The 26,031-nt window shown below is 59.2% G+C and carries 28 protein-coding genes; 20 read left to right on the top strand and 8 right to left on the bottom strand.

Going from position 1 to position 26,031, the window contains the following annotated elements; all coding sequences use genetic code 11:
- Positions 1-50: 50 nt before the first annotated feature.
- Genes EAO82_RS03305 through rpmE form a run of 3 tightly spaced genes read right to left on the bottom strand, consistent with a single transcriptional unit; the run spans position 51 to position 2,523 of the window.
- Positions 51-1,493, bottom strand: coding sequence for a M48 family metalloprotease (locus tag EAO82_RS03305; protein WP_096346648.1), 1,443 nt, complete (start codon positions 1,491-1,493; stop codon positions 51-53).
- On the bottom strand, positions 1,490-2,305 hold the full coding sequence (locus EAO82_RS03300; RefSeq protein WP_231703273.1) for a thermonuclease family protein: 816 nt from the start codon (positions 2,303-2,305) through the stop codon (positions 1,490-1,492). The genes EAO82_RS03305 and EAO82_RS03300 overlap by 4 nt, the downstream gene beginning before the upstream one ends.
- Before the next feature lie 5 nt (positions 2,306-2,310).
- Positions 2,311-2,523, bottom strand: coding sequence for a 50S ribosomal protein L31 (gene rpmE / locus EAO82_RS03295; RefSeq protein WP_022963663.1), 213 nt, complete (start codon positions 2,521-2,523; stop codon positions 2,311-2,313).
- A gap of 224 nt (positions 2,524-2,747) precedes the next feature.
- On the opposite strand from rpmE, the gene EAO82_RS03290 reads away from it, so the two are divergent.
- The 10 genes from EAO82_RS03290 (at position 2,748) to EAO82_RS03245 (ending at position 15,061) form a co-directional block, all read left to right on the top strand.
- Positions 2,748-4,961: a primosomal protein N' gene (locus EAO82_RS03290; RefSeq protein ID WP_096346647.1), complete on the top strand. Its 2,214-nt coding sequence runs from the start codon at positions 2,748-2,750 to the stop codon at positions 4,959-4,961.
- A gap of 80 nt (positions 4,962-5,041) precedes the next feature.
- Entirely contained in the window at positions 5,042-6,787 is a 1,746-nt protein-coding gene (gene argS, locus EAO82_RS03285; RefSeq protein WP_096346646.1) for an arginine--tRNA ligase, read from the top strand.
- Between the two features lie 5 nt (positions 6,788-6,792).
- Positions 6,793-7,389 carry an SPOR domain-containing protein gene (locus tag EAO82_RS03280; protein WP_096346645.1) on the top strand — a complete coding sequence of 199 codons (597 nt, stop codon included), beginning with the start codon at positions 6,793-6,795 and terminating at the stop codon, positions 7,387-7,389.
- Positions 7,390-7,584: 195 nt separating this feature from the next.
- Positions 7,585-8,115: an ATP-dependent protease subunit HslV gene (gene hslV / locus EAO82_RS03275; protein ID WP_096346667.1), complete on the top strand. Its 531-nt coding sequence runs from the start codon at positions 7,585-7,587 to the stop codon at positions 8,113-8,115.
- A gap of 21 nt (positions 8,116-8,136) precedes the next feature.
- The gene (hslU, locus tag EAO82_RS03270) at positions 8,137-9,477 is read left to right on the top strand and encodes an ATP-dependent protease ATPase subunit HslU (protein WP_096346644.1); all 1,341 of its coding nucleotides are present in this window, start codon (positions 8,137-8,139) and stop codon (positions 9,475-9,477) included.
- A gap of 94 nt (positions 9,478-9,571) precedes the next feature.
- Positions 9,572-9,961, top strand: a complete 390-nt coding sequence (locus EAO82_RS03265; RefSeq protein ID WP_096346643.1) for a gamma-butyrobetaine hydroxylase-like domain-containing protein — start codon at positions 9,572-9,574, stop codon at positions 9,959-9,961.
- Between the two features lie 244 nt (positions 9,962-10,205).
- Positions 10,206-11,885, top strand: a complete 1,680-nt coding sequence (gene phaC / locus EAO82_RS03260; protein ID WP_096346642.1) for a class II poly(R)-hydroxyalkanoic acid synthase — start codon at positions 10,206-10,208, stop codon at positions 11,883-11,885.
- 23 nt (positions 11,886-11,908) lie between these two features.
- Positions 11,909-12,766, top strand: coding sequence for a poly(3-hydroxyalkanoate) depolymerase (gene phaZ, locus EAO82_RS03255; RefSeq protein ID WP_096346641.1), 858 nt, complete (start codon positions 11,909-11,911; stop codon positions 12,764-12,766).
- A 39-nt stretch (positions 12,767-12,805) separates the two neighbouring features.
- Positions 12,806-14,437, top strand: coding sequence for a class II poly(R)-hydroxyalkanoic acid synthase (locus EAO82_RS03250; RefSeq protein WP_096346640.1), 1,632 nt, complete (start codon positions 12,806-12,808; stop codon positions 14,435-14,437).
- 9 nt (positions 14,438-14,446) lie between these two features.
- Positions 14,447-15,061, top strand: a complete 615-nt coding sequence (locus EAO82_RS03245; protein ID WP_096346639.1) for a TetR/AcrR family transcriptional regulator — start codon at positions 14,447-14,449, stop codon at positions 15,059-15,061.
- Between the two features lie 44 nt (positions 15,062-15,105).
- On the opposite strand, the gene EAO82_RS03240 is transcribed toward EAO82_RS03245, so the two are convergent.
- The 4 genes from EAO82_RS03240 to EAO82_RS03225 form a co-directional block, all read right to left on the bottom strand.
- Positions 15,106-15,540: a phasin family protein gene (locus EAO82_RS03240; RefSeq protein ID WP_096346638.1), complete on the bottom strand. Its 435-nt coding sequence runs from the start codon at positions 15,538-15,540 to the stop codon at positions 15,106-15,108.
- A gap of 153 nt (positions 15,541-15,693) precedes the next feature.
- Positions 15,694-16,524, bottom strand: a complete 831-nt coding sequence (locus EAO82_RS03235) for a phasin family protein (protein WP_096346637.1) — start codon at positions 16,522-16,524, stop codon at positions 15,694-15,696.
- A 20-nt stretch (positions 16,525-16,544) separates the two neighbouring features.
- Positions 16,545-16,967 carry a phasin family protein gene (locus EAO82_RS03230; RefSeq protein ID WP_096346636.1) on the bottom strand — a complete coding sequence of 141 codons (423 nt, stop codon included), beginning with the start codon at positions 16,965-16,967 and terminating at the stop codon, positions 16,545-16,547.
- 106 nt (positions 16,968-17,073) lie between these two features.
- The gene (locus EAO82_RS03225; RefSeq protein WP_096346635.1) at positions 17,074-17,349 is read right to left on the bottom strand and encodes a polyhydroxyalkanoic acid system family protein; all 276 of its coding nucleotides are present in this window, start codon (positions 17,347-17,349) and stop codon (positions 17,074-17,076) included.
- A gap of 170 nt (positions 17,350-17,519) precedes the next feature.
- Between EAO82_RS03225 and ubiE the strand changes: the two genes are divergently transcribed.
- The 10 genes from ubiE (at position 17,520) to EAO82_RS03175 (ending at position 25,381) form a co-directional block, all read left to right on the top strand.
- A complete protein-coding gene (ubiE, locus tag EAO82_RS03220; RefSeq protein ID WP_096346666.1) occupies positions 17,520-18,281 on the top strand; it encodes a bifunctional demethylmenaquinone methyltransferase/2-methoxy-6-polyprenyl-1,4-benzoquinol methylase UbiE in 762 nt (253 codons plus the stop codon).
- Positions 18,281-18,904 carry an SCP2 domain-containing protein gene (locus EAO82_RS03215; protein ID WP_096346634.1) on the top strand — a complete coding sequence of 208 codons (624 nt, stop codon included), beginning with the start codon at positions 18,281-18,283 and terminating at the stop codon, positions 18,902-18,904. Before ubiE ends, EAO82_RS03215 begins: the two co-directional genes overlap by 1 nt.
- The gene (gene ubiB, locus EAO82_RS03210; protein ID WP_096346633.1) at positions 18,901-20,511 is read left to right on the top strand and encodes a ubiquinone biosynthesis regulatory protein kinase UbiB; all 1,611 of its coding nucleotides are present in this window, start codon (positions 18,901-18,903) and stop codon (positions 20,509-20,511) included. The genes EAO82_RS03215 and ubiB overlap by 4 nt, the downstream gene beginning before the upstream one ends.
- A 59-nt stretch (positions 20,512-20,570) precedes the next feature.
- Positions 20,571-20,984 (top strand): phosphoribosyl-AMP cyclohydrolase, encoded by a 414-nt coding sequence (gene hisI, locus EAO82_RS03205; RefSeq protein WP_096346632.1) that lies wholly within the window; start codon positions 20,571-20,573, stop codon positions 20,982-20,984.
- The gene (locus EAO82_RS03200) at positions 20,977-21,309 is read left to right on the top strand and encodes a phosphoribosyl-ATP diphosphatase (protein ID WP_096346631.1); all 333 of its coding nucleotides are present in this window, start codon (positions 20,977-20,979) and stop codon (positions 21,307-21,309) included. Before hisI ends, EAO82_RS03200 begins: the two co-directional genes overlap by 8 nt.
- Before the next feature lie 43 nt (positions 21,310-21,352).
- Positions 21,353-21,583 carry a twin-arginine translocase TatA/TatE family subunit gene (tatA, locus tag EAO82_RS03195; protein WP_096346630.1) on the top strand — a complete coding sequence of 77 codons (231 nt, stop codon included), beginning with the start codon at positions 21,353-21,355 and terminating at the stop codon, positions 21,581-21,583.
- A gap of 5 nt (positions 21,584-21,588) precedes the next feature.
- Positions 21,589-22,032 carry a Sec-independent protein translocase protein TatB gene (gene tatB, locus EAO82_RS03190; RefSeq protein ID WP_096346629.1) on the top strand — a complete coding sequence of 148 codons (444 nt, stop codon included), beginning with the start codon at positions 21,589-21,591 and terminating at the stop codon, positions 22,030-22,032.
- Positions 22,022-22,807, top strand: a complete 786-nt coding sequence (gene tatC, locus EAO82_RS03185) for a twin-arginine translocase subunit TatC (protein WP_096346628.1) — start codon at positions 22,022-22,024, stop codon at positions 22,805-22,807. The genes tatB and tatC overlap by 11 nt, the downstream gene beginning before the upstream one ends.
- A complete protein-coding gene (locus EAO82_RS03180) occupies positions 22,804-23,511 on the top strand; it encodes a 16S rRNA (uracil(1498)-N(3))-methyltransferase (protein WP_096346627.1) in 708 nt (235 codons plus the stop codon). The genes tatC and EAO82_RS03180 overlap by 4 nt, the downstream gene beginning before the upstream one ends.
- A gap of 190 nt (positions 23,512-23,701) precedes the next feature.
- Positions 23,702-25,381 (top strand): carboxylesterase/lipase family protein, encoded by a 1,680-nt coding sequence (locus EAO82_RS03175; RefSeq protein WP_096346626.1) that lies wholly within the window; start codon positions 23,702-23,704, stop codon positions 25,379-25,381.
- A gap of 40 nt (positions 25,382-25,421) precedes the next feature.
- Here EAO82_RS03175 and EAO82_RS03170 read toward each other — a convergent pair whose 3' ends face one another.
- Complete coding sequence (locus EAO82_RS03170) at positions 25,422-25,916, bottom strand: winged helix-turn-helix transcriptional regulator (RefSeq protein ID WP_096346625.1); 495 nt, start codon at positions 25,914-25,916, stop codon at positions 25,422-25,424.
- Positions 25,917-26,031 lie beyond the last annotated feature (115 nt).

Below are 26,031 nucleotides of genomic sequence, written 5' to 3'. Positions count from 1 at the left end.
GAAAACCGCCAACACGAACAAGATCATTCACGAGATCAATGTCAAGGACATTATCTTACAACTTTGAGCCACTGCCCGGCCTTGGGCTGGCCCTCCGGCCATTGCGCGTTCAGCAACCGCAGGCGTGCTTCGGCCTCATCTCCCAAGGGGCTGCCCTTTGCCAGCTTAGCGTAGGTATCGCCTTGTCGCGCGCGCACCAAGCGAATCCGCATGGGCTGCGCGTTCTTTTTATCCGCGGCGGTCAGGGGCCGAAAACTGCGGATGGTCTGCACAAACTGCTCGTCGTAGAGCTCCAGCGGGCCACGACCACGGAATGCACCGATAAACAGGAACGCCTGTTTGCCGCGCACTATTGCCGCCACACGCCGCGCATTATCCCCGGGAATGGTCGCCATAAACCCCTTATAGCCCGTGCCGCTGAATGCCTGGTCCTGGGTCAGCCGCTGCTTGCCCACACGAGCGCGCAATAACTCCTCGGCAGTAACATTGGTGTTGCTCAGGTTTTCCATCGTCAGCGCAATAAAACCCTGTTCGTCTGGAGTATGCGCCAGCAGCACGTCCGGGCGGTTGAGAATCACCCAGCCCTTGGGATAATCCAGCACCATGTTCAGCTCGGTATGCAGGAAGCGCTGACCGCGGATGATTCCCTGTTCCGGACTGTCGCCATAGATCATACCGTCGAGCATCTGCAAATAGTCGTCCCGCCCCACCCGCTGCGCGTCACCGGTTGTCAGCCCCTGAGCCTGGGCCACCACCTGCTGCAAGCGCTGGTCGTGGGTCGGATGGGTAGAGAACAGACCATGGTAACTCTCGACCTGTTTACCCTGGGCAGCGGCTTTCTGCGAAGAATAGGTATCCTGATTCTTCAGCGCGCCGATGACATCCAGCACCGCCTCCGGCCGGTATCCGGTACGGGCAAGATACTCCGCACCCAAACCATCGGCCTCCAGCTCCATATCACGGCCGTAACCACGGACCATGGCAGTGCCGAGCATATTGCTCAGATCACCGGCCGCCGGCATGCCCGTACCTATGGTAATCAGTTGGCCGATCAGGCCCGTGCCCATCGCGATACTTTGCTGCCGCACGCCATGACGTGCGGTGACGTGGCCGATCTCATGGCCCAATACCGCAGCCATCTGCGCCTCGGAGTTGAGGTAGATCAGCAGACCGCGATTGATATAGATATGCCCGCCCGGGAGCGCGAAGGCATTGATGTCCGGGGAATCGACCACATTGAACTGATAGGGAATACCGCTGCGATGGCTCTTATTGGCCAACTGCGCACCGATGCGCTGCACATAGGCCTGCAACTTGGGATCCTTGAGCATGCTCATCTGTTGCGCGATCTGCTCGCTGGCCTGTTGCCCCAGGGCCATCTCCTGAGCCTCGGACATCATCACAAAGTTCTGCTTGCCGGTGACCGGATTGGCCGCGCAGCCGCCGAGCATTAACCCGGCCAGGACGAAGACCAGCAGAGGACGAAAAATCATTGTAGCTCCAACATCGAGGGGTGACGCAGTGGCAACATGAACGGCTTGTGGCCGGGTTTAAGGTGACGCTGACCGCGCCGGTCGATTACCCACCCGCGCGCTTCCAGCTGCCGGCCCTTCCAGGATCCGGGCGCACCTGCAGGAAATAATCTGCGCTCATCCTGAGCAATACGCAACACCACAGGGCCGTCCAACTCCAGCCAGAGATAACCCCCGGCTTCATTGGCCGACACGACCTGCCCGCCGAGCAGTGCAAAACCACCCGACTTGATCTGGCTCGCCTTCTGCACCGGGGAATCCTGCCACAGACCTAGTCTGGCCTGGCGCGCCTGCCCTTCCGCCGCCAGGTGACAGTCAATCAAGGCACTGTTGGGCGGTACCGCCAGCGCAAACCCCAAGCCTTCGCTGAGCAATTGCGCTTCGATATTCTCGCCGTCCGGGCCGTACAGATGTGCCAGTGTTCGGCCGTAATGGTCCTTGGGCTGCTGTCCGACATGCAAGCGCAAACCGGGTTGCCGAACCAGTTGCTCCAGGCGCTTTCTGGCCGCCTGGGCGAAGGGTTGACTGGCCTCGCCACGCCGGCCGATTTCCGGTGTATCGATGCCGATCAAACGAACCCGTCGCTGATCGCTCAGCTCCAGCGTATCGCCATCGATCACCACCCGACTGCTGACGCGTTCGCCTTTAGCCGCTAGCTGACAAACATCGGCATGTACGGCGGGGGCCAACAGACAGGCAATAAAAAAGGCGCCCGTAAGGAGCGCCTTTTTCTTGCCTTGCACTGCGGCCATCACTTGCGCGAGGCCCGGCATGGGTCTTACTTGGAGCTGACAGCGCCAAAACGCTGCTTGAAGCGCTCGATACGACCGCCGGTGTCCAGCATCTTCTGCTTGCCGGTGTAGAACGGGTGGCACTCGGAGCAGACGTCGAGGTGAATACCGCTTTTCAGTGTGGAACGGGTCTTGATCACGTTACCGCAGCTGCAGGTGGCTTCGATTTCCTGGTACGCAGGATGCAAATCAGCTTTCATGGTGAATCCTCTTTGTGTGTGCCGCCACCAGATCAACCTGATCAGGCACCGCACGCTATGGTGGTCTGCCTGGCGCCAGCACGGAATGCACAGGGGCCATAAATAGGCCGGCGATAATACCAGAATCCGCGCCAGACGCAAGTCTCATGCACGAGGGATGGGAATGCTACCATGGCGCGACATCAACATGGCCTTACCAACAGCCTAGCAACAGGAAGCCACGCGTGCCCGGACCCATACTGCAGGTCGCCCTGCCCTCGCCCCTGCGCCGCCTGTTCGACTACCGCAGCCCAGCTGGCGTGCGTGCCGAGGATCTGCGTATCGGCCAGCGCGTACGGGTGCCCTTCGGCCAGCGGCAGATGGTCGGCGTCATTGCCGGTATCAGCGACACCACCGAGGTGCCTGCGGCCAAACTGAAGCCAGCGCAGGAACTGATTGACCTGCAGCCGCTGCTGCCCGGGAGTCTGTGGCAACTGATTCTCTGGACTGCCAGTTATTACCAGCATGGGCTGGGCGATACTCTGGGCTGCGCTCTACCAACGCTACTGCGCCAGGGTGAGCCGGCTATCGCCCGGCAGGACCTGCTCTGGCAATTGCTGCCCGGCGCCTACCCCGAGCATCCTGCGGTCAGTCGCGCGGCCAAACAGAAGCAGGCGGTACAGGTTTTGGCCAAGCATCCGCATGGCTTGTCCCATGCGCTGATCAGCCAATGGGGTCTGACCCGCGATGCACTCGAAGCGCTTGAGCGCAAAGGTCTGGCTCAGCGCATTCACCAGTCCCCGCATCACACGGCCGAACCTCTGCCTTTATTAAGCGACATTCCGCTCAAGGCCAATGCCGAGCAGCAGGCAGCACTGGATGCGATCGCCGGCAAGAGCGGTTTTACCGCCTGGTTGCTGGACGGCGTCACCGGCAGCGGCAAGACTGAAGTCTACCTGCAAGCAATCGAACGCTGCCTGGTCGCCGGGCGGCAGGCGCTGGTGCTGATCCCGGAAATTGGCCTGACCCCGCAAACCATGGAGCGCTTCCAAAAACGTTTCAGTATTCCGGTGGTGATTCTGCATTCCGGGCTGAATGACCGAGAACGGCTGGATGCCTGGGTTGCCGCCCGTGACGGGGAGGCAGGCATCATCATCGGTACCCGCTCGGCGATCTTCACGCCGTTGGCGCGCCCAGGCCTGATCATTGTCGATGAAGAGCACGACCTGTCGTTCAAACAGCAGGAAGGCCTGCGCTACAACGCCCGCGATCTGGCCGTGTACCGCGCGCACCTGGAAGACACGCCGATCATCCTCGGCTCGGCCACGCCGTCGCTGGAAAGCCTGTATAACGTGCGTCGCGGTCGCTACCAGCATCTGCGTTTGACCGAACGTGCCGGTAACGCCAAGCCGCCGGGCTTTCGCTGTATTGATATCCGCAGCCGCAAACTCGAAGCCGGCCTGTGCCGACCGATGATCGAGGCCATTGGCGAGCATCTCAAGCAGGGCAACCAGGTGCTGGTATTTATCAATCGCCGCGGCTTTGCGCCGACGCTGATGTGCCACGATTGCGGCTGGATCGCCGAATGTACCCGCTGTGACGCACGCATGACCGTGCACCAGAACCCGCCACGTCTGCATTGCCACCACTGCGATACCCAACGCCCGCAGGAGCACGAATGCCCGAAATGCCTGAGCAAGGACCTCCGCCAGCTCGGCGCCGGCACCGAGCGTACCGAAGAATATCTGGCGCAGCGCTTTCCGGATTTTCCGGTGCTGCGCATCGACCGTGAAAGCATGGCGCGCAAGGAAGCCATGCAGGGCATGCTCAAGCGCATTCAAAGCGGCGCTCCCTGTTTGCTGGTGGGCACGCAGATGCTCGCCAAGGGTCATCACTTTCCCGATGTAACCCTGGTGGCGATTCTGGACGCCGATGGCGGTTTGTTCTCGGCCGACTTTCGCGGGCCGGAACGCATGTCCCAGTTGATTACTCAGGTCGCCGGCCGCGCCGGCCGCGCCGACAAGCCCGGCCAGGTGCTGATCCAGACGCATATGGCAGAGCACCCGCTGCTGATCAACCTGACCGAACAGGGCTATGGCGCGATTGCCGAGATGGAACTGGATGCCCGCGACAGGGCCGGCCTGCCGCCCTTCAGCTTTATCGCGCTGCTGCGAGCCGAGGCCAATAACGCCAGCATCGCCAATGAATTTCTCGAATCCGCCTGTACGCTGGCAGAAAACCTGAGCGATCAACTCGGGCTGGCAGTGGATATGCTCGGACCGGTGCCGTCACCGATGGAGCGCCGGGCCGGACGTTACCGCGCGCAGCTGCTGGTGCAGGCCAAGCAGCGTTCGACCCTGCACCAATTGCTGCATCACTGGTTACCGCAGCTGGAAGCCCATCCCCTTGGGCGCAAGGTGCGCTGGTCCATCGACGTAGACCCATTGGACATGTTTTAACGTACCGCATTTGGCAACCGCACACTTAATGCGGATAATGGCGGGTTTTCCACAGGCACTTGCCGGATGAATCCCCAATCATGAAAAACCTTATCAGCCAACTGTTGGCCAGCGCGGTCAGCAGCCTTCAAAGCCAGGGCGTACTGCCTGACGACATTCAGCCGTCCATTCAGGTCGAAATTGCCCGCGATAAGGCCCATGGCGATTTCGCCAGTAACCTGGCGATGACCCTGGCCAAGGCCGCACGCATGAAGCCGCGCGACCTGGCCGAGCAATTGATCGCGGCATTGCCTGAGCATGAAGCCATCTCCGAGGTATCCATCGCCGGACCAGGCTTTATCAACTTCTTTCAGAACCGTCAGTGGCTGGCGGCCAATCTGGACCGTGCACTGACCGACCCGCGCCTGGCCATCGCCCTGGCCCAGCCGCAGCAGAAAGTCGTAGTGGATTATTCCTCGCCCAATCTGGCCAAGGAAATGCACGTTGGCCATTTGCGCTCAACCATCATTGGCGACGCCGTAGTGCGCGTACTCGAGCATCTGGGCCACGAAGTCGTCAGGCAAAACCACGTGGGTGACTGGGGTACTCAATTCGGCATGCTGCTGGCCTATCTGGAAGAACAGAGCGTCGACGCCGAGGCCGAGCTGGCGGACCTGGAAAACTTCTACCGCCAGGCCAAACAGCGCTTTGACGAAAGCCCCGAGTTTGCCGACCGTGCGCGTGAGCGGGTGGTGCAGTTGCAGGCCGGGGACGCTGCTTGCCTGGCACTCTGGGAGCGCTTCAACCGTATTTCGCTGGGCCATTGCCAGGCCGTGTATGACCGCCTGGGCGTCAGCCTGACGCCCGCCGATGTGCGCGGCGAGAGCGCCTACAACGACAAACTGTCGAGCATCGTCGACGCCTTGCAAGCCAAAGGCCTGCTGACCGAAAGCCAGGGCGCCCGCTGCGTCTTCCTGAATGAGTTCAAGAATGCCGAAGGCAATCCACTGCCGGTGATCATTCAGAAGGCAGGGGGCGGCTATCTCTACGCCACCAGCGATCTGGCCGCCATGCGCTACCGCCATGAGCAGTTGCATGCCGACCGCGTGCTTTACTTCGTGGACCAGCGTCAGGCTCTGCACTTTCAGCAGGTGTTTGCCGTGGCACGGCTCGCCGGTTTCGTACCGGAGAGCATGCAGCTCGAGCATATGGGCTTTGGCACCATGAACGGTGCCGACGGCAAGCCGTTCAAGACCCGCGATGGCGGCACGGTCAAGCTGGTAGATCTGCTGGATGAGGCCGAAGAGCGCGCACATCAACTGGTCTCGCAGAAAAACCCGGATCTGGATGCTGCAGAGCTACGGCAGATCGCCCGTGCTGTCGGTATCGGCGCAGTGAAATATGCCGATCTGTCCAAGCACCGCAGCAGCGATTACAACTTCAACTTCGAGCTGATGCTCAGCTTCGAGGGCAACACCGCGCCCTACCTGATGTATGCCTATACTCGCGTGGCCAGCGTGTTCCGCAAGCTGGACCGGAGCATGACCAGCGTCGAGGATCTGGGTCCGATGCAGCTGGAACAGCCTGCTGAAATCGAACTGGCCGCCCATCTGGCGCAGTATTCCCAGACCCTGGAATACGTGGCACGCGAGGGCACGCCCCACGTGCTTTGCCACTATCTGTACGAGCTGGCAGGACGTTTTTCCAGCTTCTATGAACTCTGTCCGATTCTGGCCGCCGAACAGCCGGCCCAGAAAGATAGCCGCCTGCGTCTGGCGGCATTGACTGGACGCACCCTGCGGCAGGGGCTTACCCTGCTCGGCATCGACACACTGGAGCGCATGTAAGCAGTATGGCAAAAGCACGCAAGGCCGCCCCCCGGCGCGGCGCCAGCAGACAGCAGTCCAACTCCAAGCGCAGCATCCCCGGCTGGCTCTGGCTGGTGGCCGGGCTGGCGATCGGCGTCTTTGTAACCTTTCTGTTTCAGTTGGAGCCTGGCCGCGGGTCCGTGCAGCGTGACAAGACGCCACCACCACCAGCGGTCACGCCACCGCCGCCAAGCAAGGCTGATCAGCCGCGCTATGACTTTTATACCTTGCTGCCCGAGTCAGAAGTCATAGTGCCGCAGAGCAGTGTGCCGGAAACCGCCGAGCCTGAAAAAAGCACCGACGAGAAAAAGCCAGAAGATGCCGCTGCCACGTCCGGCACCCGCTTCTACCTGCAAGCCGGTTCTTTCCGGCAGCGCGCCGAAGCTGACCGGGTCCGTGCGCAGATCCTGTTGCTCGGGCTGGATGTGAAGCTGGAAAACGCCCGCCTGGATGGCGGTGAAATCTGGTATCGGGTACAGGTTGGCCCATTCCAGGATCGAGCGACTCTGAGCAGTGCGCAAACTACGCTAGCCGGCAACGGCTTCGACAATCTGCTGTTGCAGCAGCGCACTACACCCTGAATATTGACTGCAGCCCGCTACCGGGCTGCAGCTCGTGGTACAGACCTGACACTCTCCGTTAAACCTGACTTGTCGATCACGTCTTGATTCCCCGCACGACCAAGCCTTGAAATACCCCACTGCGCCCCCAGATAAATAAATATGGGTCGGCGCAGCATGTCGGCCACTCCCTTAACAGCCAATCAGGAGCTGCGCGTGACCACTATTGTTTCCGTACGCCGTAATGGCAAGGTCGTGATCGGCGGCGATGGCCAGGTATCCCTGGGCAACACCGTGATGAAGGGTAATGCCCGTAAAGTACGCCGCCTGTACAAAGACCAGGTGATTGCTGGCTTCGCCGGCGGCACCGCCGATGCTTTTACCCTTTTCGAACGCTTTGAAGCCCAGTTGGAAAAACACCAGGGCCATCTGGTCCGAGCTGCTGTTGAGCTGGCCAAGGACTGGCGCACCGACCGCGCACTGCGCCGCCTGGAAGCGCTGCTGGCCGTCGCCAACAAGGACGCCTCACTGATCATTACCGGCAACGGCGATGTGATCGAACCGGAAGAGGGTCTGATCGCCATTGGCTCCGGCGGTCCCTATGCCCAGTCCTCAGCGATGGCATTGTTGCGACATACCGACCTGTCGGCGCGCGAGATCGTCGAGACCAGTTTGAATATTGCCGGTGAAATCTGCATCTACACCAACCACAACCAGACAATTGAGGAGCTGGATGCCAATCCCTGAGGCATCCGGAACATCACCAGCATGTCCATGACCCCCCGCGAAATTGTTCACGAACTGGACCGGTATATCATCGGCCAGCAGGACGCCAAGCGCGCCGTTGCCATTGCGTTGCGCAATCGCTGGCGTCGCCAACAGCTGCCCGAAGCCCTGCGCGCCGAAGTCACGCCAAAGAATATCCTGATGATTGGCCCCACCGGTGTTGGCAAGACCGAAATAGCCCGGCGCCTGGCAAAACTGGCCCAGGCGCCCTTTATCAAGATTGAAGCGACCAAGTTCACCGAGGTCGGTTATGTCGGCCGCGACGTCGAGTCGATCATTCGCGATCTGGTTGACGCAGCCATCAAGATGCTCCGTGAGCAGGAAATCGCCAAGATGGGCCACCGTGCCGAAGATGCTGCTGAAGAGCGCATCCTTGACGCCCTGCTACCCCCAGCCCGACCGGCAACCGGCGATCAACCAGTGCGCGAAGATAACAGCACCCGTCAACTGTTCCGCAAACGCCTGCGCGAAGGTCAGTTGGACGACAAGGATATCGATATAGAAGTGGCCGAGGCTCCCGTCGGCGTGGATATCATGGCACCGCCGGGCATGGAAGAAATGACCAGCCAGCTGCAGAACATGTTCTCCAACTTCGGCAAGGACAAGCGCAAGACGCGCACGTTGAAGGTCAAGGAGGCGCTCAAGCTGGTACGCGATGAAGAAGCCGCGCGCATGGTCAACGAGGAAGAGCTCAAGGCCCGGGCAATTCATGCGGTAGAGCAGAACGGCATCGTGTTTCTCGACGAGATCGACAAGGTCAGCAAGCGCGCCAATAGCGGCGGCGGTGCCGACGTCTCCCGCGAAGGCGTGCAGCGCGATCTGCTACCGCTGATCGAAGGCTGCACGGTCAATACCAAGTTCGGCATGATCAAGACTGACCATATTCTGTTTATTGCTTCAGGCGCCTTCCATCTGACCAAACCTTCAGACCTGATTCCCGAGCTGCAGGGTCGTTTGCCCATCCGGGTCGAGCTGCAATCGCTGACGCCTGGTGATTTCGAGCGCATTCTCACCGAACCCGATGCGTCGCTGACCGAACAATACCGCGCGCTGATGAACACCGAAGGCCTGACCATCGATTTTGATGCTGGTGCTATCAAGCGTCTGGCCGAGATTGCCTGGCAGGTGAACGAGAAAACCGAGAACATCGGCGCTCGTCGTTTGCATACGGTGCTGGAGCGTCTACTGGAAGAAGTCTCCTTCAGTGCTGGCGACCTGGCCAGCAGCCAGAATGGGGAAACCCTGAAGATTGATGCTGCCTATGTGGATGAGCATCTGGGCGAGCTGGCGGTGAATGAGGATCTGTCGCGGTATATTCTTTAAACACAGCCGCAAGCTACAAGCGTCAAGCTGCAAGCCGTCCGTGCACTGCACTGTCTGTTTCTGCTTGAAGCTTGAAGCTTGAAGCTCAACCAGGATGACTCTCATGCCCGCCCCTATTCCCGCCAGCATCAAACTCCACAAGGCGTCGCGCACGCTGGAGCTAGGCTATGCCGATGGTCAGGCGTTTACTCTGCCGGCGGAGTATTTGCGGGTGATGTCGCCCTCGGCCGAAGTGCGCGGGCATGGCAAGCCGGTGCTGCAGACCGGCAAACAGCATGTCGCCCTCATCGGCGTTGAGCCGACGGGCCGCTATGCCCTGAAACTGACTTTTGATGACGGCCACGACAGCGGCCTGTACAGCTGGGACTATCTTTACCAACTGGCAACGGAGCAGGAACAGCTCTGGAAAGCCTATCTTGAGCAAATCTCCGATGCCGGCGCCAGCCGCGATCCACACACTTCAACAGTGCGCTTGCTGCACTAAACCCGAGCACAGAATCCTCCCTGCGTAACGCATCTGAATAATCGCTGAACCTAAGGCAAATTCGGTTTAACAGCCAGCTCCGCGCGTGCTAACTTGTCTCATATCCAATCATTTTTCGAGGAGAATGCAGATTGTTGTAACAGGTCGGTACCTTGGGTAAGCCGCTGCGCAACAGCTTTACCCAGCGACATCCAGCCTGTTTTTTCTGCCGAACCAGTTTAGTCACGCACCGGAGCTTCACCAGATGGCCCATAAAAAAGACGAAGAGCTCGGCCTCCAAGCCAGTGACAGCATACTTGGCCCTAACCCGATCATCGGCGCGCCTACACGCGACATCATCAGCACCGCACGTCAGGTTCTGCGCCAGACGGTGAAACAGCCGGTCCATAGCCTCAAACACGTTGGCCGGTTCGGTCTGGCCATGAAGGATGTCCTGCTGGGACGTTCCGAGATCGCACCCGATCCGGCAGACAAGCGCTTTCTGGATCCAACCTGGGATCAGAACCCCTTGTATCGACGCTATATGCAGACCTACCTAGCCTGGCGCAAGGAGCTCAACAGCTGGATTACCAGCTCCAACCTGCCTACCCAGGATGTTGCGCGCGCACAGTTCGTGATTTCGCTAATGACCGAGGCCATGTCACCGACCAACACGGCGCTGAACCCGGCTGCACTCAAGCGCTTCTTCGAGACCGGCGGCAAGAGCCTGTTCGACGGCATGACCCATCTGGCGCAGGATATTGCCAACAATGGTGGCATGCCCAGCCAGGTCAACATGAACGCCTTTGAAGTGGGCAAGAACCTGGCTATCACCAAGGGCTCGGTGGTGTTTCGTAATGAAGTGCTGGAGCTGATTCAGTACAAGCCGCTGACCGAAGAGGTTTACGAAAAGCCGGTGCTGGTAGTACCGCCGCAGATCAACAAATTCTACGTGTTTGACCTGTCGCCGGAGAAAAGCCTGGCCCGCTATCTGACGCTGAACCATATGCAGACCTTCGTCGTCAGTTGGCGCAACCCGACCAAGGCGCAACGCGAGTGGGGCCTGTCCACCTATATCGAAGCGCTGAAAGAAGCTATCGACATCGTCTTGAAAATCACCGGCAGCAAGGACCTGAGCATGCTCGGCGCATGCTCAGGCGGTATCACTACCGCCTCACTGCTGGGCCACTACGCGGCTCTGAAGGAGAAGAAGGTCAGCTCTTTCACCCTGCTGGTCAGCGTGCTGGATACCGGTATCAAGACACAGGTCGCCCTGTTTGCCGACGAAAAATCCATAGAAGCAGCGCGGCGCATGTCCTATCAAAGCGGCGTGCTCGAAGGCAAGGACATGGCCAAGATCTTCGCCTGGATGCGCCCCAACGATCTTATCTGGAATTACTGGGTCAACAACTACCTGCTGGGCAATGAGCCGCCGGTGTTCGACATTCTGTTCTGGAACAACGACACCACGCGGCTACCGGCAGCACTGCACGGCGAGTTCCTGGAGATGTTCAAGACCAATCCACTGACCCGCGCCAAGGCGCTGGAGGTGTGCGGCACGCCGATTGACCTGAAGCAGGTCAAAGCAGACTTTTTCTGTATTGCCGGGCTGAACGATCACATTACGCCATGGGATGCCTGTTACAAATCCGCCAAATTGCTGGGTGGCAAATGTGAATTTGTGCTGTCTTCCAGTGGTCATATCCAGAGCATTCTCAATCCACCGGGCAATCCGAAATCGCGGTTCTTCACCAACACCGAGATGCCCGACGATCCGAAGAAGTGGCTGGAAACTGCCACCAAGCAGTCAGACTCCTGGTGGCAGTACTGGCGTGACTGGCTTCATGCCCGTGGTGGCAAACTCAAAGCAGCGCCTGCAGTATTGGGTGACGATGATTTCCCGCCGATGGAAGCGGCGCCAGGGACTTATGTCCACGAACGCTAGGAGCGTTCCCAAGAGATCCATACATGTCCCAACCTTTTGTATTTCGTACCATTGAACTGGATGGCCAGGTGTTGCGAACGGCCGTCCGACCCGGCAAGGACCATATGCCGCCTTTGCTGATATTCAACGGCATTGGCGCCAACCTGGAGCTGGTATTTCCGTTCGTCCAGGCGCTGGATCCGGAAATGGAAGTAATCGTATTCGATGCACCCGGCGTGGGCGGCTCCTCCACACCGTCCACTCCTTTTCGGTTTCCTGGCCTGGCCAAGCTGGCAGCGCGGATGCTGGATTACCTCGACTATGCCCAGGTCAATGTGATCGGCGTTTCCTGGGGCGGCGCACTGGCTCAGCAGTTTGCTTATGACTATCCTGAACGCTGCAAGAAGCTGATTCTGGCAGCCACTGCCGCAGGCCTGGTAATGGTGCCTGGGCGGCCGCATGTGCTGTGGAAAATGGCCAGCCCGCGGCGTTACCTGCAACCTTCCCACGTGGTCAAAATCGCGCCTGACATCTACGGTGGCGCCTTTCGCCGCGACCCCAACCTGGCCCGCTCGCACGCAGCCAAAGTGCGCTCTTCCGGCAAGGTGGGTTATTACTGGCAGCTATTCGCAGGCCTGGGCTGGACCAGCTTTCACTGGCTGCACAAGATCAGGCAACCCACGTTGATTCTGGCTGGTGATGATGATCCGATCATTCCACTGGTCAACATGCGCATGATTGCCTGGCGTATCCCCAATTCGGAACTGCATGTGATTGATGATGGGCATTTGTTTCTGGTCACTCGTGCCGACTCGGTAGCGCCAATCATCATGCGCTTCCTCGCCGAGGAGAAACATCCTGCGGTAATCAGACCGCCGGCCAGCGCCGTGATCAAACACTAATCACCCATTACCCATTCGTATCTGGACAAGGACTGCTGGATGCCCGCGATACAGGATCCCGCTTTATCTGGCGCATCAAGCGGGGATCTGGCCGATAGCCTTTTGGCGCTTTTGCGCACACTCCCCGCTCAACCCTGCCATCACGTTCGCCACACGCTAAGGCTCGGGAGGCGCCTGCTTGAAGCGTTGGCAAGCAACTCCAGCCGGGCGGTAGACCACGCGGATCAGCGCTTCAGCGATCCCGACTGGCAGCGCCCGATACAGCGGCGGGTGCTGAAAGCCTGGCTCAGTTGGCAGCAGGAAAATGCCGGTTGGTTGGAAGGTCTTCGGATCAATGAGGCCGACCGCAGCCGTCTTGCCTGGCTAGGCATGCAGCTGGAGGCGTCTTTGGCGCCCAGTAACAGCCCGCTCAACCCGGTTTTTCTGCGCCAGTTGCAGCGTAGCCGGGGCAGAAACTTGGCGGCAGGCGTACAACATCTGGCTGCGGATCTGGCGCTAAAGCGGCCGCTGGCACCGCTGATTGAAGACAATGATTATCTGGTTGGCCGCGACCTGGCTTGCTCGGCGGGGCAGGTCGTTCTGCGCGACCCGATGTTTGAACTGATCCAGTACCAACCGACTTCGCCCCAGGTTCATCAACATCCACTGCTGGTGATTCCGCCGCCGCTCAACCGGTTCTACCTGCTGGATCTGAATCCACAGCAAAGCCTGGTCCGTCATGCGCTGGACCAAGGCTTGCAGGTGTTTCTGATCAGTTGGCGCAATCCCTTGGCGGAACACTGCGAATGGGGCTTCAGCCATTATGTAAGAGCTTGCGATCGAGCCCTGCAAACCACCTGCACTGTTAGCGGCAGCCCGCAGGCCAGCTTGCTCGGGGTCTGCGCTGGCGGACTTCTCGGCCTGCTATTTCAGGGGCTGCTGCAGGCCAGGGGCGATAGCGCCAGACTCTGCTCGGTCAGCTACCTGGTAACGCCCATCGATCCCCACCTGGAAACACCTTTGCTGCGGCTGAGTGGGCCAGCCACGCAACAACGGCTCCGCTCACGACTATGGCAGCAGGGTTACCTGAGTGCCCGGCAACTGGCCGCCAGCTTCGCCTGGCTGCGGCCGGAACAGTTCGTCTGGCCGCAGGCCCTGGCGCGCTATGCCCTCGATCAGCCGCTGGCCAAGCGCGACATCCTCTACTGGAGCCAGGACAGCACTCGGCTGCCCGCCCGCCTGGTGGAAGATCTGCTCGACCTGTTTCAACGCGACCCGTTGAGCCGCCCGGGGCACCTCTGCTTGCTCGGTCACCCCATCGACCTGCAGTCGTGTAGCCAGCCTAGCTGGCATCTCGGCGCTCGGCGTGATCATATCGTGCCCTGGAACAACTGTTTCCCGGGTGGTCGTCTGGGCGGCGATGCGGTTTTCGTGCAGAGTCACAGCGGCCATATCCAGAGCCTGATCAATCCACCGGAGTATCCGGGTGCGGTCATGCGCAGTGGGCCGGTGACCGGTGATGTGACTAGCTGGCTGGTTGACAGCGTTGAACAAGGAGGCAGTTGGTGGCCACACTGGAGCAGTTGGCTGCAAAGCCACAGCGGGGCCATGCAGCCAGCACCCGATTACCTTGGCAACCTTGATTACCCACCGCTGGGGCCCGCACCCGGGCGTTATGTACATGACTGTTGAAGGAAGCGCATGAAAACCCGTGACCGTATCCTGCTTTGCACGCTGGCGCTGTTCAACGAGCACGGCGAACCCAATGTGACCACGCTGGATATCGCCAACGAGCTGGATATCAGCCCAGGCAATCTGTATTACCATTTCCGCGGCAAAGAGGCGCTGTTGGAAGCCCTGCTGGATGCGTTTATCGACAATACCCAGGGACTGCTGCAACTGGACATCGACCCTGATGAACTCAGCCCCGAAGATTATTGGCTGTTCCTGCACCTGCTGTTCGAATCGATCATCAGTTACCGCTTTCTGTTTCAGGATCTATCCAACCTGACCGGGCGTTACGGTTTTATCAACCGCGCCATGCAACAGTGGATTGCCGCCCTGCGCAAGACCCTGCTGCGCGTGCTGCTGGCACTGCGCGAGCAAGGCCATATGGACTGTGATGACGAGAGCCTGGAGCGCTTGCTGGACACCCTGTGTCAGACCTTTCTGTTCTGGCTGGACTACCAACGCATCACCCGCGGCGACCAGCAAGATGCTTCCCTTGGAGTGCGGCAGGTCCTGGGGTTGCTGCTGCCGTATCTGGATGCGGATACCCGCGAATGGATGCTGATGCTGATCAACCGCTACGCATAAAAAACCCGGCCAGTGGCCGGGTAAAGGGGACTACAACCTGGTACTCAGCCGAGCTTGGCGCCCTTGAGCGATGCGCTCAGTTCATCCAGCTTGGCGGACAACTTTTGCATCTCACTGCGGCTGGGAATCCCCACCCGGCCAAGCAACTCCGCGCGGCCTTTCTCTACCGAATCGACGACCTTCTCCAGACGTCCGCCAGTGGCAGAATCAACGCGCGTCTTGAACCCGGCTTTGAACTGCTCAACCTTAGAGGTAGCACTGTCGACCTGCTCGGAAAGCAGTTCCTTGCCCTGCGTCTCAAGCGCCTGGCCTTCGTTCACCAGCTCCTTGAAATACGCGGCACCTTCTTTGCCTACTTTCGCGTAAGCACCCAAGGTCGCCAGCCACAGCTGCCTCGCCTGGATCTTGAGGCTATCAGTTACCTCAGTGGCGGCGTTGATGCTCGAATCAATAAGACGCTCTTTTTTAACCTGTGCCATGTAGTCACTCCTGCTGATAAGGGTTTGGCTGCCATTACTGCCAGCCACATCATCGAGACTACCCAGTCATTTTAGAAAAAACATACTAATAAACGAGCGCCAATAAAAACCCGACCGGCTTGCGCGGGTCGGGTTTCAATAGTGCAAAAAGCCTCAGGAATTCGAAGGCTTTTCCGCCGCAGGCGCTGCAGGAGCAACCGTTGGCGTGGGTGTCGGCGTTGCCGCTGGTGTCGCTGTCGTTGGCTTGCTAGCTGCTGGAGTAGCCTTGGGTGCGGCTTTCGCTGCAGGCTTGGCAGCCGGTTTCGCCGCGGCTTTCGGCGCTGCTTTTGGTGCCGCTTTGCTCGCGGCCGGTTTCGCTGCTGCCGGTGCTGCTTTCGGCTTGGCTGCCGCACGGGCTGTCACTGGCTTGCTGGCAGCCGTCTTTGGCTTGGCCGGTGCTTTCGCAGCGGCGGCCTTGGGCTTGCTTACAGGCTTGGCTGCTGCCGACCGAGTGGCAGCGGGCTTGGCCGCAGTTTTGGGTGCGGCTTTCGGCGCAGCCTTGGCCGGTGCTTTCCCAGCGGTCATCTTGCTGATCATGCGAGTCAGCTCGTCAACCTTGCTGTTAAGCGCCTTGACCTCATCACGCGAGGGAACTCCCAGGCGGGACACGGCACTGTTCAAACGCTTGTCAAAAGCTTCTTCCAGCTCGTTCCATCTGCCGGAGACGCGTCCACGGGCCTTGTCGACCTTGGACTGTGCCGCCGCAACGGAATCCTTCTTGCTCTTACTGGCTTTGCCTTTGATGGATCCAACCTGCTTGTCAATTTCGGACTTGGCGGCTTTCTCGGCCACCTCGCCGTCCTTGATCAGGTTTTCGAAGAGCTTGACGCCCTCCTTGCCAACCTTGGCATAAGCGCCCAAACCTGCCAGCCAGATCTGACGTGAGTAGTTTTCTATCTCACCGACCCAACCATTGTCTTTGTCCTGCTTTTTCTTGCCCGCCATGGAGTAACTCCTCTGTGACCTTACTTGCTGTCGATCGACTTGAGTGCAGCACTCAGATCATCCAGCTTAGCAGACAGCTGGTCAATGTCCTTCTTGCTCGGGATACCCAGGCGGCTCAAGGCAGAAGCAACACGATCATCAAATACTTCTTCGACCTTGTTCAGACTTCCGCCAGTGCGCGCCTGAATCCGGTCCTTGAAGCTTTCTACCTTGCTGTTGACCTTGCTAGTGGCAGACTCGACCTGGCTAGAGACCAGTTCCTTGCCTTGCTTCTCAACAGCTTCGCCCTCGGAAACCAGCTTCTTGAAGTAATCAGCGCCTTCCTTGCCGGCCTTGGCGTAGGCACCCAGGCCTGCCAACCAGATCTGGTGAGCATAGTTCTTTACGTCGCCAGTAAATGAGGCAGCTTCAATTTCGACTTTCTTTGCGGTGTTCTTAGCCATGGTAATGATTCCTTTAATGAATAATGGATACATTGATGGGCCGGTGTTCGACCCTTGTAGGCCAAGTTACGCAGCTAAATTAGAAAACACATACTAAAACGCCGAATCAGCTCAAATACTTGTCCAGGGCCTTGTCGATCTCGCCTTTGACCATGCCCGCCATAGGGGTGAGCATCAGCCCGAGTTTGACCGTCACCCGAACCTGATCTTCCGACACGCTGATGCAACCATCGGCGCCACTGCGCTTGAACAGCAGATCATCACCTTCCCATGTGCATTTCGCGTCGAGTTTCTGCGCCAGCTTGTCAGCCAGTTTCTGGGCGCGCTCGCGCGCCACTTCCTTGCCCAGATTGTGTTCACGGGTAATATCGACAGTTGCCATTTTCGTTTCTCTTCTTTTAATGGGAGGTAGGACGCTCAGCAAGCCCATAGCATGCCGTAAAGGCCGCCACGCGTCACCCGCCAGTGCGTCACGACGGGCTATTGAAAACCCCCGCTGGCACGGAAAAAGCGGTTAGAATGTGGGCTGATTTGCCCAGGCAGACGGATCCCATGAGCGATAAACACAAGCAAGACAATACCACTCACTTCGGCTTTCAGACGGTCGCCGAATCCGAGAAGGCTAAACGCGTTGCCGATGTATTCCACTCGGTTGCCGCGCGCTACGACCTGATGAACGACCTTATGTCCGGGGGCATTCATCGCCTGTGGAAGCGATTTACCATCGAACTGTCCGGCGTACGACCGGGTAACAAGGTGCTGGATATTGCTGGCGGCACCGGCGACCTGACGCGCAAGTTTTCCAAGCTGGTGGGCGTTGAAGGCGAAGTGGTCCTGGCCGACATCAATGATTCGATGCTCAAGGTCGGACGCGACCGGCTGCTGGATCTGGGCGTCGCCGGCAACGTGCGTTTCGTGCAGGCAGACGCCGAGGCTCTGCCGTTTCCCGACAATCATTTCGATTGCATCACCATTGCCTTCGGCTTGCGCAACGTGACCCACAAGGACCGCGCCATCGCCTCCATGTTGCGGGTGCTGAAACCCGGCGGGCGATTGCTGGTACTGGAGTTTTCCAAGCCCGGCAACAAGATGCTGTCCAAGGCTTACGATCAGTATTCTTTCCGTCTGTTGCCGTTGATGGGCAAACTGGTGACCAATGACTCGGAAAGTTACCGTTACCTGGCCGAATCCATCCGCATGCATCCCGACCAGGAAACCCTAAAGGCGATGATGGTGGAAGCCGGCTTTGCCCGCGTGACCTATCACAACATGACCGGCGGCGTGGTCGCACTGCATCGGGGCATCAAGCCCTGATGCTCACCCAGGCCCTGCTTTCCGGCGTGCAGCGCAGCCTGACAGCAGCGCTGGCGCGTGACCCGTTGACCGCTCAACGCCTGGCCGGATTGAGCGGCAAGGTGATATTGATCCAGGCGCGCGACCCAGAATGGCAGGTGTATTTACTGCCTGGCGCCGCAGGTATCGAACTGCTCCGCGCGTCTGAGCTGCCTCCCGACTGCACATTGAGTGCCCCCAGCGCTTTGCTCGCTAGGCTGATGGTCAGCGACCAGCGTCAGCGCCTGCTGCAGGAGCCCGCTTTGCAACTGAGTGGCGATAGCCAGGTGCTGGTCAGTCTGCAGAGCGCGCTGGGCGACTTGCGCCTGGATGGCGAGGCAGAACTGGCGCGCTGGATTGGTCCAGTAGCCGGCCATGCGGTGGCCAATCTCTTACGCACAGGCAGGGAGTGGGGGGGACAAGCGCAGCAAAGCCTGAGCCGCAGCCTCTCCGAGTATCTGACCGAAGAAGGCCGGCAACTGGTTGGCAACGCAGAAGCCAACGTCAGCGCCGACCAGCTTCATCAGCTGCGTCTGGATCTGGACCGTCTCGAAGCCCGCCTGGCCCGGCTTAACGCCTCCGACCCGGAAACGCACGACCTATGAACCTGACAGCCCTGCTACGCCTGATGCGCATCCTGCACATTTTCACTCGCTATCGGCTGGATCAGCTACTGGGTGCCTTCCCCCTACCCTGGGCTGGTCGATTTCTTCTGAAGGTTGGCCCCTGGCGTTTGCGTCCAGCACCGAAGAATCTCTCGCGCGGTGCACGCCTACGGCTTGCCTGTGAAGATCTCGGTCCGGTGTTCATCAAGTTCGGGCAGATTCTATCGACCCGTCGCGACCTGCTGCCGGACGATATAGCGCTGGAACTGGCGCGTTTACAGGACAAGGTACCGCCCTTCCCCGCCGACCAGGCGCGCAAGCGCATCGAAGAGCAACTCGGCCTGCCCATCGAGTCGATCTTTGCCAGCTTCAGCGCCGAGCCACTGGCCTCCGCATCAGTTGCACAGGTTCATGCTGCGCGGCTGATGGATGGCACCGAGGTGGTGGTCAAGGTCATTCGCCCCGGCATTGGCGAGGTGATTGGCCAGGACATCCAATGGTTGTTTCTGGCCGCACGCATGCTCGAACGCCACTCCGTTGAAGGTCGCCGCCTGCGCCCGGTGGATGTGGTGCGGGATTATGAGAACACCATTTTCGACGAGCTGGATCTGCACCGCGAAGCGGCCAACGCCTCGCAACTGCGACGTAACTTCGAAGACTCGCCCCTGCTCTATGTGCCCAAGGTCTACTGGGACTGGTGTCGGCACAAGGTCATGGTCATGGAGCGCATCAGCGGCCTGGCGGTAACCGACATGCCGGCGCTGCTCGACCAGCGTACCGATATGAAAAAGCTCGCCGAACGCGGCGTCGAGATCTTCTTCACCCAGGTGTTTCGTGACAGTTTCTTCCATGCGGACATGCACCCGGGCAATATTTTTGTCTCCCGCAGCCATCCCTGGGAACCGCAATATATCGCTATCGATTTCGGCATCGTCGGCAGTCTGACCCCCGAGGATCAGAACTACCTGGCGCGCAATCTGATGGCGTTCTTCAAACGTGACTATCGCCGCGTCGCGCAGCTGCATATCGACTCCGGCTGGGTGCCCGCCGAGACCCGCATCAATGAATTCGAAGCGGCGATCCGCAGCGTCTGCGAGCCAATCTTCGAGCGGCCGTTGAAGGATATTTCCTTCGGCCAACTATTGTTGCGCCTGTTCCAGACCGCCCGGCGCTTCAATATGGAAGTCCAGCCGCAACTGGTGTTGCTGCAAAAGACCCTGCTGAATATCGAAGGTCTGGGTCGCCAGCTGTATCCCGACCTGGACCTATGGGCCACCGGGCAGCCGTATCTGGAGCGCTGGATGCGCGAACGTGCCATGCCGCAGCATCAATTGCGCAACTGGCAGCAGCAGCTCGAGCAGGTGCCGCCGTTGCTACACAGCACGCGCCAGGCACTGGACCGGCTGGCAATGCAACCGGTGCAGCCGGTGGTGACCCGCAGCAGCAATACCGGGCTGCGACTCGCCGGCTTGTTACTTGGCATACTCGGGGCCAGCGGGTTGGGCGCCGAGCCGGCACTCTGGACCCAGGCTGAGCCCACCCAGTGGCTGCTGATCGTCGTCGGTGGCTGGTTGGTGCTGCGGCGTGGCATGCCGCGCGGCGAATAGACGCTCTCCACGTAACAACCACTGGCGCGACCTGACCTATAACTGGCACACTTCTGACTATGAATGATTCGACAGATAACAGCGCCTGGCTGGATATGATCAAGTGGGATGCCGATGGCCTGGTACCCGCCATTGCCCAGGATGTTCACAGCCAACGGGTACTGATGGTCGCCTGGATGAATCGCGAAGCGCTCGCGCTGACCGCTAGCGAGGGCCGCGGCATATACTGGTCACGCTCGCGGCAAAAGCTCTGGCGCAAGGGTGAAGAATCAGGCCATGTGCAGGTGCTGCACGAGCTACGGCTGGACTGTGATGCCGACGTCATTATTCTGATGGTCGAGCAGTTGGGCGGGATGGCCTGCCACACCGGACGCGAAAGCTGCTTCTACCGGGTATTCAGAGAGGGCCAATGGCATAGCGTTGACCCCGTACTCAAGGACCCAGAACAGATTTATGAACACAAACATGACTGACACCCTGCGCCAGCTCGCCGAAGTTCTTGAGCAGCGTAAACAAGCCGATGCAGACAGCTCCTACGTAGCCAGCCTGCACGCCAAAGGTTTGAACAAGATCCTCGAGAAAGTCGGCGAGGAATGTACAGAAACGTTACTGGCTGCCAAGGATTGCCAGCACAGCGACGACAAGTCGGATCTGATTTATGAAACCGCCGATCTCTGGTTTCACAGCCTGGTGATGCTCAGCCATTTGGGCCTCGGGCCGGAAGACATTCTGCAAGAACTGGAGCGACGCTTCGACCTTTCCGGCCTAGCCGAAAAGGCCGCGCGACAACATACATAGGGCATGGCCCGCGGCATAGGGCATCAGCCCCTGGAGGTCTGAAATGGGTTTTGGCGGCATTAGCATTTGGCAACTGGCGATCGTACTGGTCATCGTCATCCTGCTGTTCGGCACCAAACGACTCAAAGGCGTGGGTAGCGATCTGGGTGAAGCCATCAAAGGCTTTCGCAAATCCATCAATACCGATGAAGACAAGCCGAATCACGAACACAAAAGCGGTGACACGCTAGACGTTGAGCCTCAACGCAAGCAGGAATCGCACACCAAGGACTGATCCTCATGTTTGATGTCAGTTTCCTGGAGCTGCTGGTGATTGCGGTCATTGCTCTGGTAGTGCTCGGCCCCGAGCGCTTGCCCGGTTTTATCCGCACCGTTGGGTTGATGATCGGTCGCGCCAAGCGCGGCTTTGCCGACGTGCGTGCGCAAGTCGAGCGCGAGATCGGTGCGGATGAAATCCGTCAGCAGTTGCACAATGAAAAGATCATGTCCTCGCTTGAGAAAGGCGGCAAGGATCAGGACAAGAACCTGAGCAAGCCTGTCTCGAATGTGAAACGCAATAGCAGCGAAAGTGTCACAGCAACTGATCAGACTACAGCTGCCGTGTCGGATCAAGAGGCCGCGCTAGAGCCAACCGACCTCACGAGCACAGCGGATCACCCAGGCACACTGGATAATCCGGACGCCACCGTAGCCGAGCCGCAGACACCACACCATGAGCGATAAGCGTACCCCGGTGCAGTTGGCCGAAGACATGCCCCTGGTAGCCCACCTGACTGAACTGCGCTCACGTTTGCTGCGCATCATTCTGATCTGGATGGTGATTTTCGCCGGCCTGTTCTATTTCGCCAACGACCTTTACACCTTTATCTCCGAGCCGCTGCGCGCCTTCATGCCCGAAGGCACGAGCATGATCGCTACCGACGTAGCCTCGCCCTTTCTTACGCCGTTCAAACTAGCGCTGGTCAGTGCGCTGTTTATCGCCATGCCCTTTGTGCTGCACCAGTTGTGGAGCTTTATAGCGCCCGGTCTGTACAAGCACGAGAAGAGGCTGGCCGTGCCACTACTGGCTTCCAGTATCGTGCTCTTTTACTCGGGGATGGCCTTCGCCTATTTCGTGGTCTTCCCCCTGGTCTTCGGCTTTTTTACCAGTACCGCGCCAGAGGGCGTGGCGGTGATGACCGATATCAACAAGTATCTGGACTTCGTGCTGACGCTGTTCATGGCGTTCGGGCTGGCGTTTGAAATTCCGGTGGCGACCATTCTGCTGGTGCTCGCCGGCGCGGTGGATGTAGCCAAGCTGCGGCAGATCAGGCCCTACGTGGTTGTCGGTTGCTTTGTCATCGGCATGGTACTTACCCCACCGGATGTGATCTCGCAGGCGCTACTGGCGATTCCCATGTGGCTGCTTTATGAGGTCGGCATTCTCTTCAGCTCAATGCTCAAACCCATCCAGCGCGATGCTGCCGAGACCGACCCGGAACAACAGCCACCCGCATGAATCTGCTGCTGCTGCGCGACGAGGATTTCATCAGTGCTGACCTTGTGCTGCTGCGCGGCAGGCGCTTGCAGCATCTGCTACAGGTGCATCAGGCAGCTGTGGGTGACAGCCTCAAGGTGGGCCAACTGGGTGGGATGATGGGCCGAGGCGAGCTCCTCGCGCTGAGCGCTGAGCACGCCGAGCTCAGCGTGCAACTGGACCAACCGCCACCTGCCAAACTGCTTTTGACGCTGCTGCTGGCGATGCCCAGACCCAAGATGTTCCGCCGCATACTGCAGCACTGCGCCACTCTGGGCGTTGCCGAGATCATTCTGCTGAACAGCTTCCGGGTGGAAAAAAGCTTCTGGCAAACGCCATTTCTGCAACCGGAGCAGATCGAAGAGAATCTGCTTCTTGGCCTGGAACAAGCCCGCGATACCGTCTTGCCGCGGATACAGATCGAAAAACGCTTCAAGCCCTTCGTGGAAGATCGCCTGCCAGCTCTCATCGCTGAGCGACTGGCTTTGGTCGCTCATCCTGGCGACTACCCAGCCTGCCCGCGCGCGGTCACTCAACCCACTGCCCTGGCTATTGGCCCGGAGGGCGGCTGGATTCCCTATGAAGTAGATAAACTGGTAGAGGCCGGGTTCCAGCCAGTGCAGCTTGGCGCGCGCATACTGCGCGTGGAAACAGCGGTTACCGCGCTGATAGGACGTTTGTTCTAAGGCTCCCGGCACCTCATCTACTCCCTCCGATATCGCAATTTTCCGAGCTCGACCATCACCCGTTTGGGCGCATGGCACAGTGCGTCCATCAAAGTTAGTCTTTGCCCTTATTGCAGACGCTTTGCGTGTTTGTCTCACGCACAGCTCGCGTCTGTTATTTCGGAAGTAGTCACCGCAAAGGATAACAACAATGAAAAACCCTATTAGCGCCAGCACGGCGCGCCCCACCCTCACCGCGCTCACCGCCGCGCTGATGTTCGCTACCTTGAGCGGCTGCTTTTCCGGCGGCGGGGGTGGCTCCAGCGCCAGCCCTACCCCGGAACCCGTCCCGGATCCCTTGCGAATCACCACTACCGAAGGCGATATTCAGGGTATCGAGACTGAAAGCATGCGGGTATTTCGCGGCATCCCCTATGCACAGCCACCCGTCGGCGAGCTGCGTTTCGCCAGCACGGTAGCAGCCGAGCCCCGTGAGGCGTTACTGGAGCTCAGCGATGCATTCGGCAATATGTGCCCACAAACCAATATCACCACTCGACAAGTCCAGGGTAATGAGGACTGCCTGTTTCTGAACGTCTACGCCCCGGCCGAAGCAGATGGCCTGCCGGTGATGGTGTGGATTCATGGTGGCGCCTTCGTATTTGGCAATGGCGGCGGCGAATATGATCCGACCCGACTGGTTGCCGAGGACATGGTGGTCGTGACCCTGAACTATCGGCTGGGGAACCTTGGATTTCTCGCCCATCCAGAGCTGGAAGACGACGCCGGCAATTTCGCTTTGATGGATCAGCAGCAAGCTCTGCGCTGGGTAAAAGAGAATATCGCCGAGTTCGGCGGCAACCCTGACAACGTCACGCTGTTCGGCGAATCGGCTGGCGGACATAGCGTCATGAGCCACATTGTGTCGCCACGCGCCGCTGCAGAAAATCTGTTCCAACGGGCGATTGTCCAGAGCGGCTCCTATGCGCCCTTCCAGCAGCCCAAGGCAGTGGCTCAGGCGCAAGGACAACAGATCGCAACGGCTCTGGGCTGTAGCGATCCGGCAAGTATCCCCAGTTGCCTGCGCTCCGCCAGTGTGACCGATCTGCTGGCATTGCAGGGCTCGCAGGGCATACCTGCGGTAGATTCTGAAGATGACCTGTTGCCGAAATCGATCATGCAAGCGTTGGCAGAACAGGATTTCAACACCGATCTGGATGTGATGATCGGCAGCAACCAGGATGAGGGCACGCTTTTTGTGGCGCTGGATGAGCTCAGTGACGGGCCGCTGGAAGACCTTGGCGAATCCGTCTATCGCCAGCGGGTAACCGACTTCTTCGCACCGTATCAGGGCATGGTGCCCTATGACAGCGAGCAAATCGCCACTGATTATCTGGCGCTGTATCAGGACGCGGATCGCCCGCTTTCCCAGGCCCTGTCGGCGATCTGGACCGAGTTCACCTTTGCCTGCAACAGCAGCGTGCATGCCGCCACTTTCGCCGCTGCGGATATGAACACCTTCCAGTACTGGTTCCGCGATGAGGACGCGCCTTACACACTGGTGCCACCGCAGGTTATACAGTTCGAGATGGGTGCCAGCCACGCCAGCGAAATTCCTTACGTGCTTTACCCCGAACAGTTGATGCGCGATCGGCATACCGGGGACGAGCAGCAACTGGAGTCACTCGCAACTGAGATGGTCGACTACTGGACCTCTTTTGCCCGCACCGGCAGCCCGGATACTGCGGATGGGGTCGCCGCAGCCTGGCCCCAGGCTGCCAGCGGTGAGCTGCTGCAACTGGATGTGCCGTCCGCCGAGGCGGTGGCCAGCAGTGAATTCACTGATTATCACCGTTGCAGCTACTGGGCAAACCCGCCACTGGATCTCTGATCCAGCTAATAGCGCTTCGCCGGAGTCATCCGGCGCAGCGCTAGTCTGTTCCACCTCTGACGGCTAGCGGTAACACCCCTGGCACTGTCCAGCCAGTACCTGCTTGCACCCGCACGTCCCTTGCCGTCACCGGCTCTGCGCATTCGGAACACACCACCACCGGTTTCATGATCTGGCCGCACCCCTTGTGCACATGTAGCACCGGTGCACCGCGCTCATCCGCCATATGCCGATCCCCCCAACTTACCAACGTCAGAATGGTCGGGTGCAGGCCCAGACCCTTTTGCGTCAGCCGGTATTCTTCGCGTAGCGGGCGTTGCTGGTAGGCCACCTTGGCCAATACGCCATGCTCGACCAGCTTCTTCAGCCGCCCGGCCAATAGATGCCGAGTGATGCCAAGGCGCTTCTCGAATTCATCGAAGCGACGCACACCGAGAAAACAATCGCGCAGCACCAGCAACGTCCACTTGTCGCCAATCACCGCCAGTGTTCGCGCCAGCGAACAAGGTTGCAGCTCCAACTCTTCCCACCGCATGAGCCTACCCTCAGTAGTCGATGGGGCAAGCCTAACTTGACAAGTTCTAAAAAGGAACTGATTATCTATTAGTTCCAAAAAAGAACCAACTAACCACCAATAACTTTCCAAGAGG

This window comes from Halopseudomonas pelagia, from assembly GCF_009497895.1.
Classification (GTDB): Bacteria; Pseudomonadota; Gammaproteobacteria; order Pseudomonadales; family Pseudomonadaceae; genus Halopseudomonas; species Halopseudomonas pelagia_A.
The sequence above is the reverse complement of the archived record's forward strand: the minus strand, read 5'-3'. Positions and strand labels throughout refer to the sequence as shown.

Excerpts from the sequence above, each read along its gene's own strand:
- tatB (WP_096346629.1), top strand. The coding sequence starts at position 21,589 with ATGTTTGATGTCAGTTTCCTGGAGCTGCTGGTGATTGCGGTCATTGCT.
- EAO82_RS03245 (WP_096346639.1), top strand. The coding sequence starts at position 14,447 with ATGAAAACCCGTGACCGTATCCTGCTTTGCACGCTGGCGCTGTTCAAC.
- EAO82_RS03230 (WP_096346636.1), bottom strand. The coding sequence starts at position 16,967 with ATGGCTAAGAACACCGCAAAGAAAGTCGAAATTGAAGCTGCCTCATTT.
- EAO82_RS03305 (WP_096346648.1), bottom strand. The coding sequence starts at position 1,493 with ATGATTTTTCGTCCTCTGCTGGTCTTCGTCCTGGCCGGGTTAATGCTC.
- hisI (WP_096346632.1), top strand. The coding sequence starts at position 20,571 with ATGAATGATTCGACAGATAACAGCGCCTGGCTGGATATGATCAAGTGG.
- EAO82_RS03250 (WP_096346640.1), top strand. The coding sequence starts at position 12,806 with ATGCCCGCGATACAGGATCCCGCTTTATCTGGCGCATCAAGCGGGGAT.
- tatA (WP_096346630.1), top strand. The coding sequence starts at position 21,353 with ATGGGTTTTGGCGGCATTAGCATTTGGCAACTGGCGATCGTACTGGTC.
- EAO82_RS03225 (WP_096346635.1), bottom strand. The coding sequence starts at position 17,349 with ATGGCAACTGTCGATATTACCCGTGAACACAATCTGGGCAAGGAAGTG.
- EAO82_RS03170 (WP_096346625.1), bottom strand. The coding sequence starts at position 25,916 with ATGCGGTGGGAAGAGTTGGAGCTGCAACCTTGTTCGCTGGCGCGAACA.
- EAO82_RS03265 (WP_096346643.1), top strand. The coding sequence starts at position 9,572 with ATGACTCTCATGCCCGCCCCTATTCCCGCCAGCATCAAACTCCACAAG.
- EAO82_RS03300 (WP_231703273.1), bottom strand. The coding sequence starts at position 2,305 with ATGCCGGGCCTCGCGCAAGTGATGGCCGCAGTGCAAGGCAAGAAAAAG.
- phaZ (WP_096346641.1), top strand. The coding sequence starts at position 11,909 with ATGTCCCAACCTTTTGTATTTCGTACCATTGAACTGGATGGCCAGGTG.
- EAO82_RS03280 (WP_096346645.1), top strand. The coding sequence starts at position 6,793 with ATGGCAAAAGCACGCAAGGCCGCCCCCCGGCGCGGCGCCAGCAGACAG.
- EAO82_RS03235 (WP_096346637.1), bottom strand. The coding sequence starts at position 16,524 with ATGGCGGGCAAGAAAAAGCAGGACAAAGACAATGGTTGGGTCGGTGAG.
- ubiE (WP_096346666.1), top strand. The coding sequence starts at position 17,520 with ATGAGCGATAAACACAAGCAAGACAATACCACTCACTTCGGCTTTCAG.
- hslU (WP_096346644.1), top strand. The coding sequence starts at position 8,137 with ATGTCCATGACCCCCCGCGAAATTGTTCACGAACTGGACCGGTATATC.
- tatC (WP_096346628.1), top strand. The coding sequence starts at position 22,022 with ATGAGCGATAAGCGTACCCCGGTGCAGTTGGCCGAAGACATGCCCCTG.
- rpmE (WP_022963663.1), bottom strand. The coding sequence starts at position 2,523 with ATGAAAGCTGATTTGCATCCTGCGTACCAGGAAATCGAAGCCACCTGC.
- argS (WP_096346646.1), top strand. The coding sequence starts at position 5,042 with ATGAAAAACCTTATCAGCCAACTGTTGGCCAGCGCGGTCAGCAGCCTT.
- EAO82_RS03180 (WP_096346627.1), top strand. The coding sequence starts at position 22,804 with ATGAATCTGCTGCTGCTGCGCGACGAGGATTTCATCAGTGCTGACCTT.
- EAO82_RS03215 (WP_096346634.1), top strand. The coding sequence starts at position 18,281 with ATGCTCACCCAGGCCCTGCTTTCCGGCGTGCAGCGCAGCCTGACAGCA.
- EAO82_RS03200 (WP_096346631.1), top strand. The coding sequence starts at position 20,977 with ATGACTGACACCCTGCGCCAGCTCGCCGAAGTTCTTGAGCAGCGTAAA.
- phaC (WP_096346642.1), top strand. The coding sequence starts at position 10,206 with ATGGCCCATAAAAAAGACGAAGAGCTCGGCCTCCAAGCCAGTGACAGC.
- EAO82_RS03240 (WP_096346638.1), bottom strand. The coding sequence starts at position 15,540 with ATGGCACAGGTTAAAAAAGAGCGTCTTATTGATTCGAGCATCAACGCC.
- EAO82_RS03175 (WP_096346626.1), top strand. The coding sequence starts at position 23,702 with ATGAAAAACCCTATTAGCGCCAGCACGGCGCGCCCCACCCTCACCGCG.
- ubiB (WP_096346633.1), top strand. The coding sequence starts at position 18,901 with ATGAACCTGACAGCCCTGCTACGCCTGATGCGCATCCTGCACATTTTC.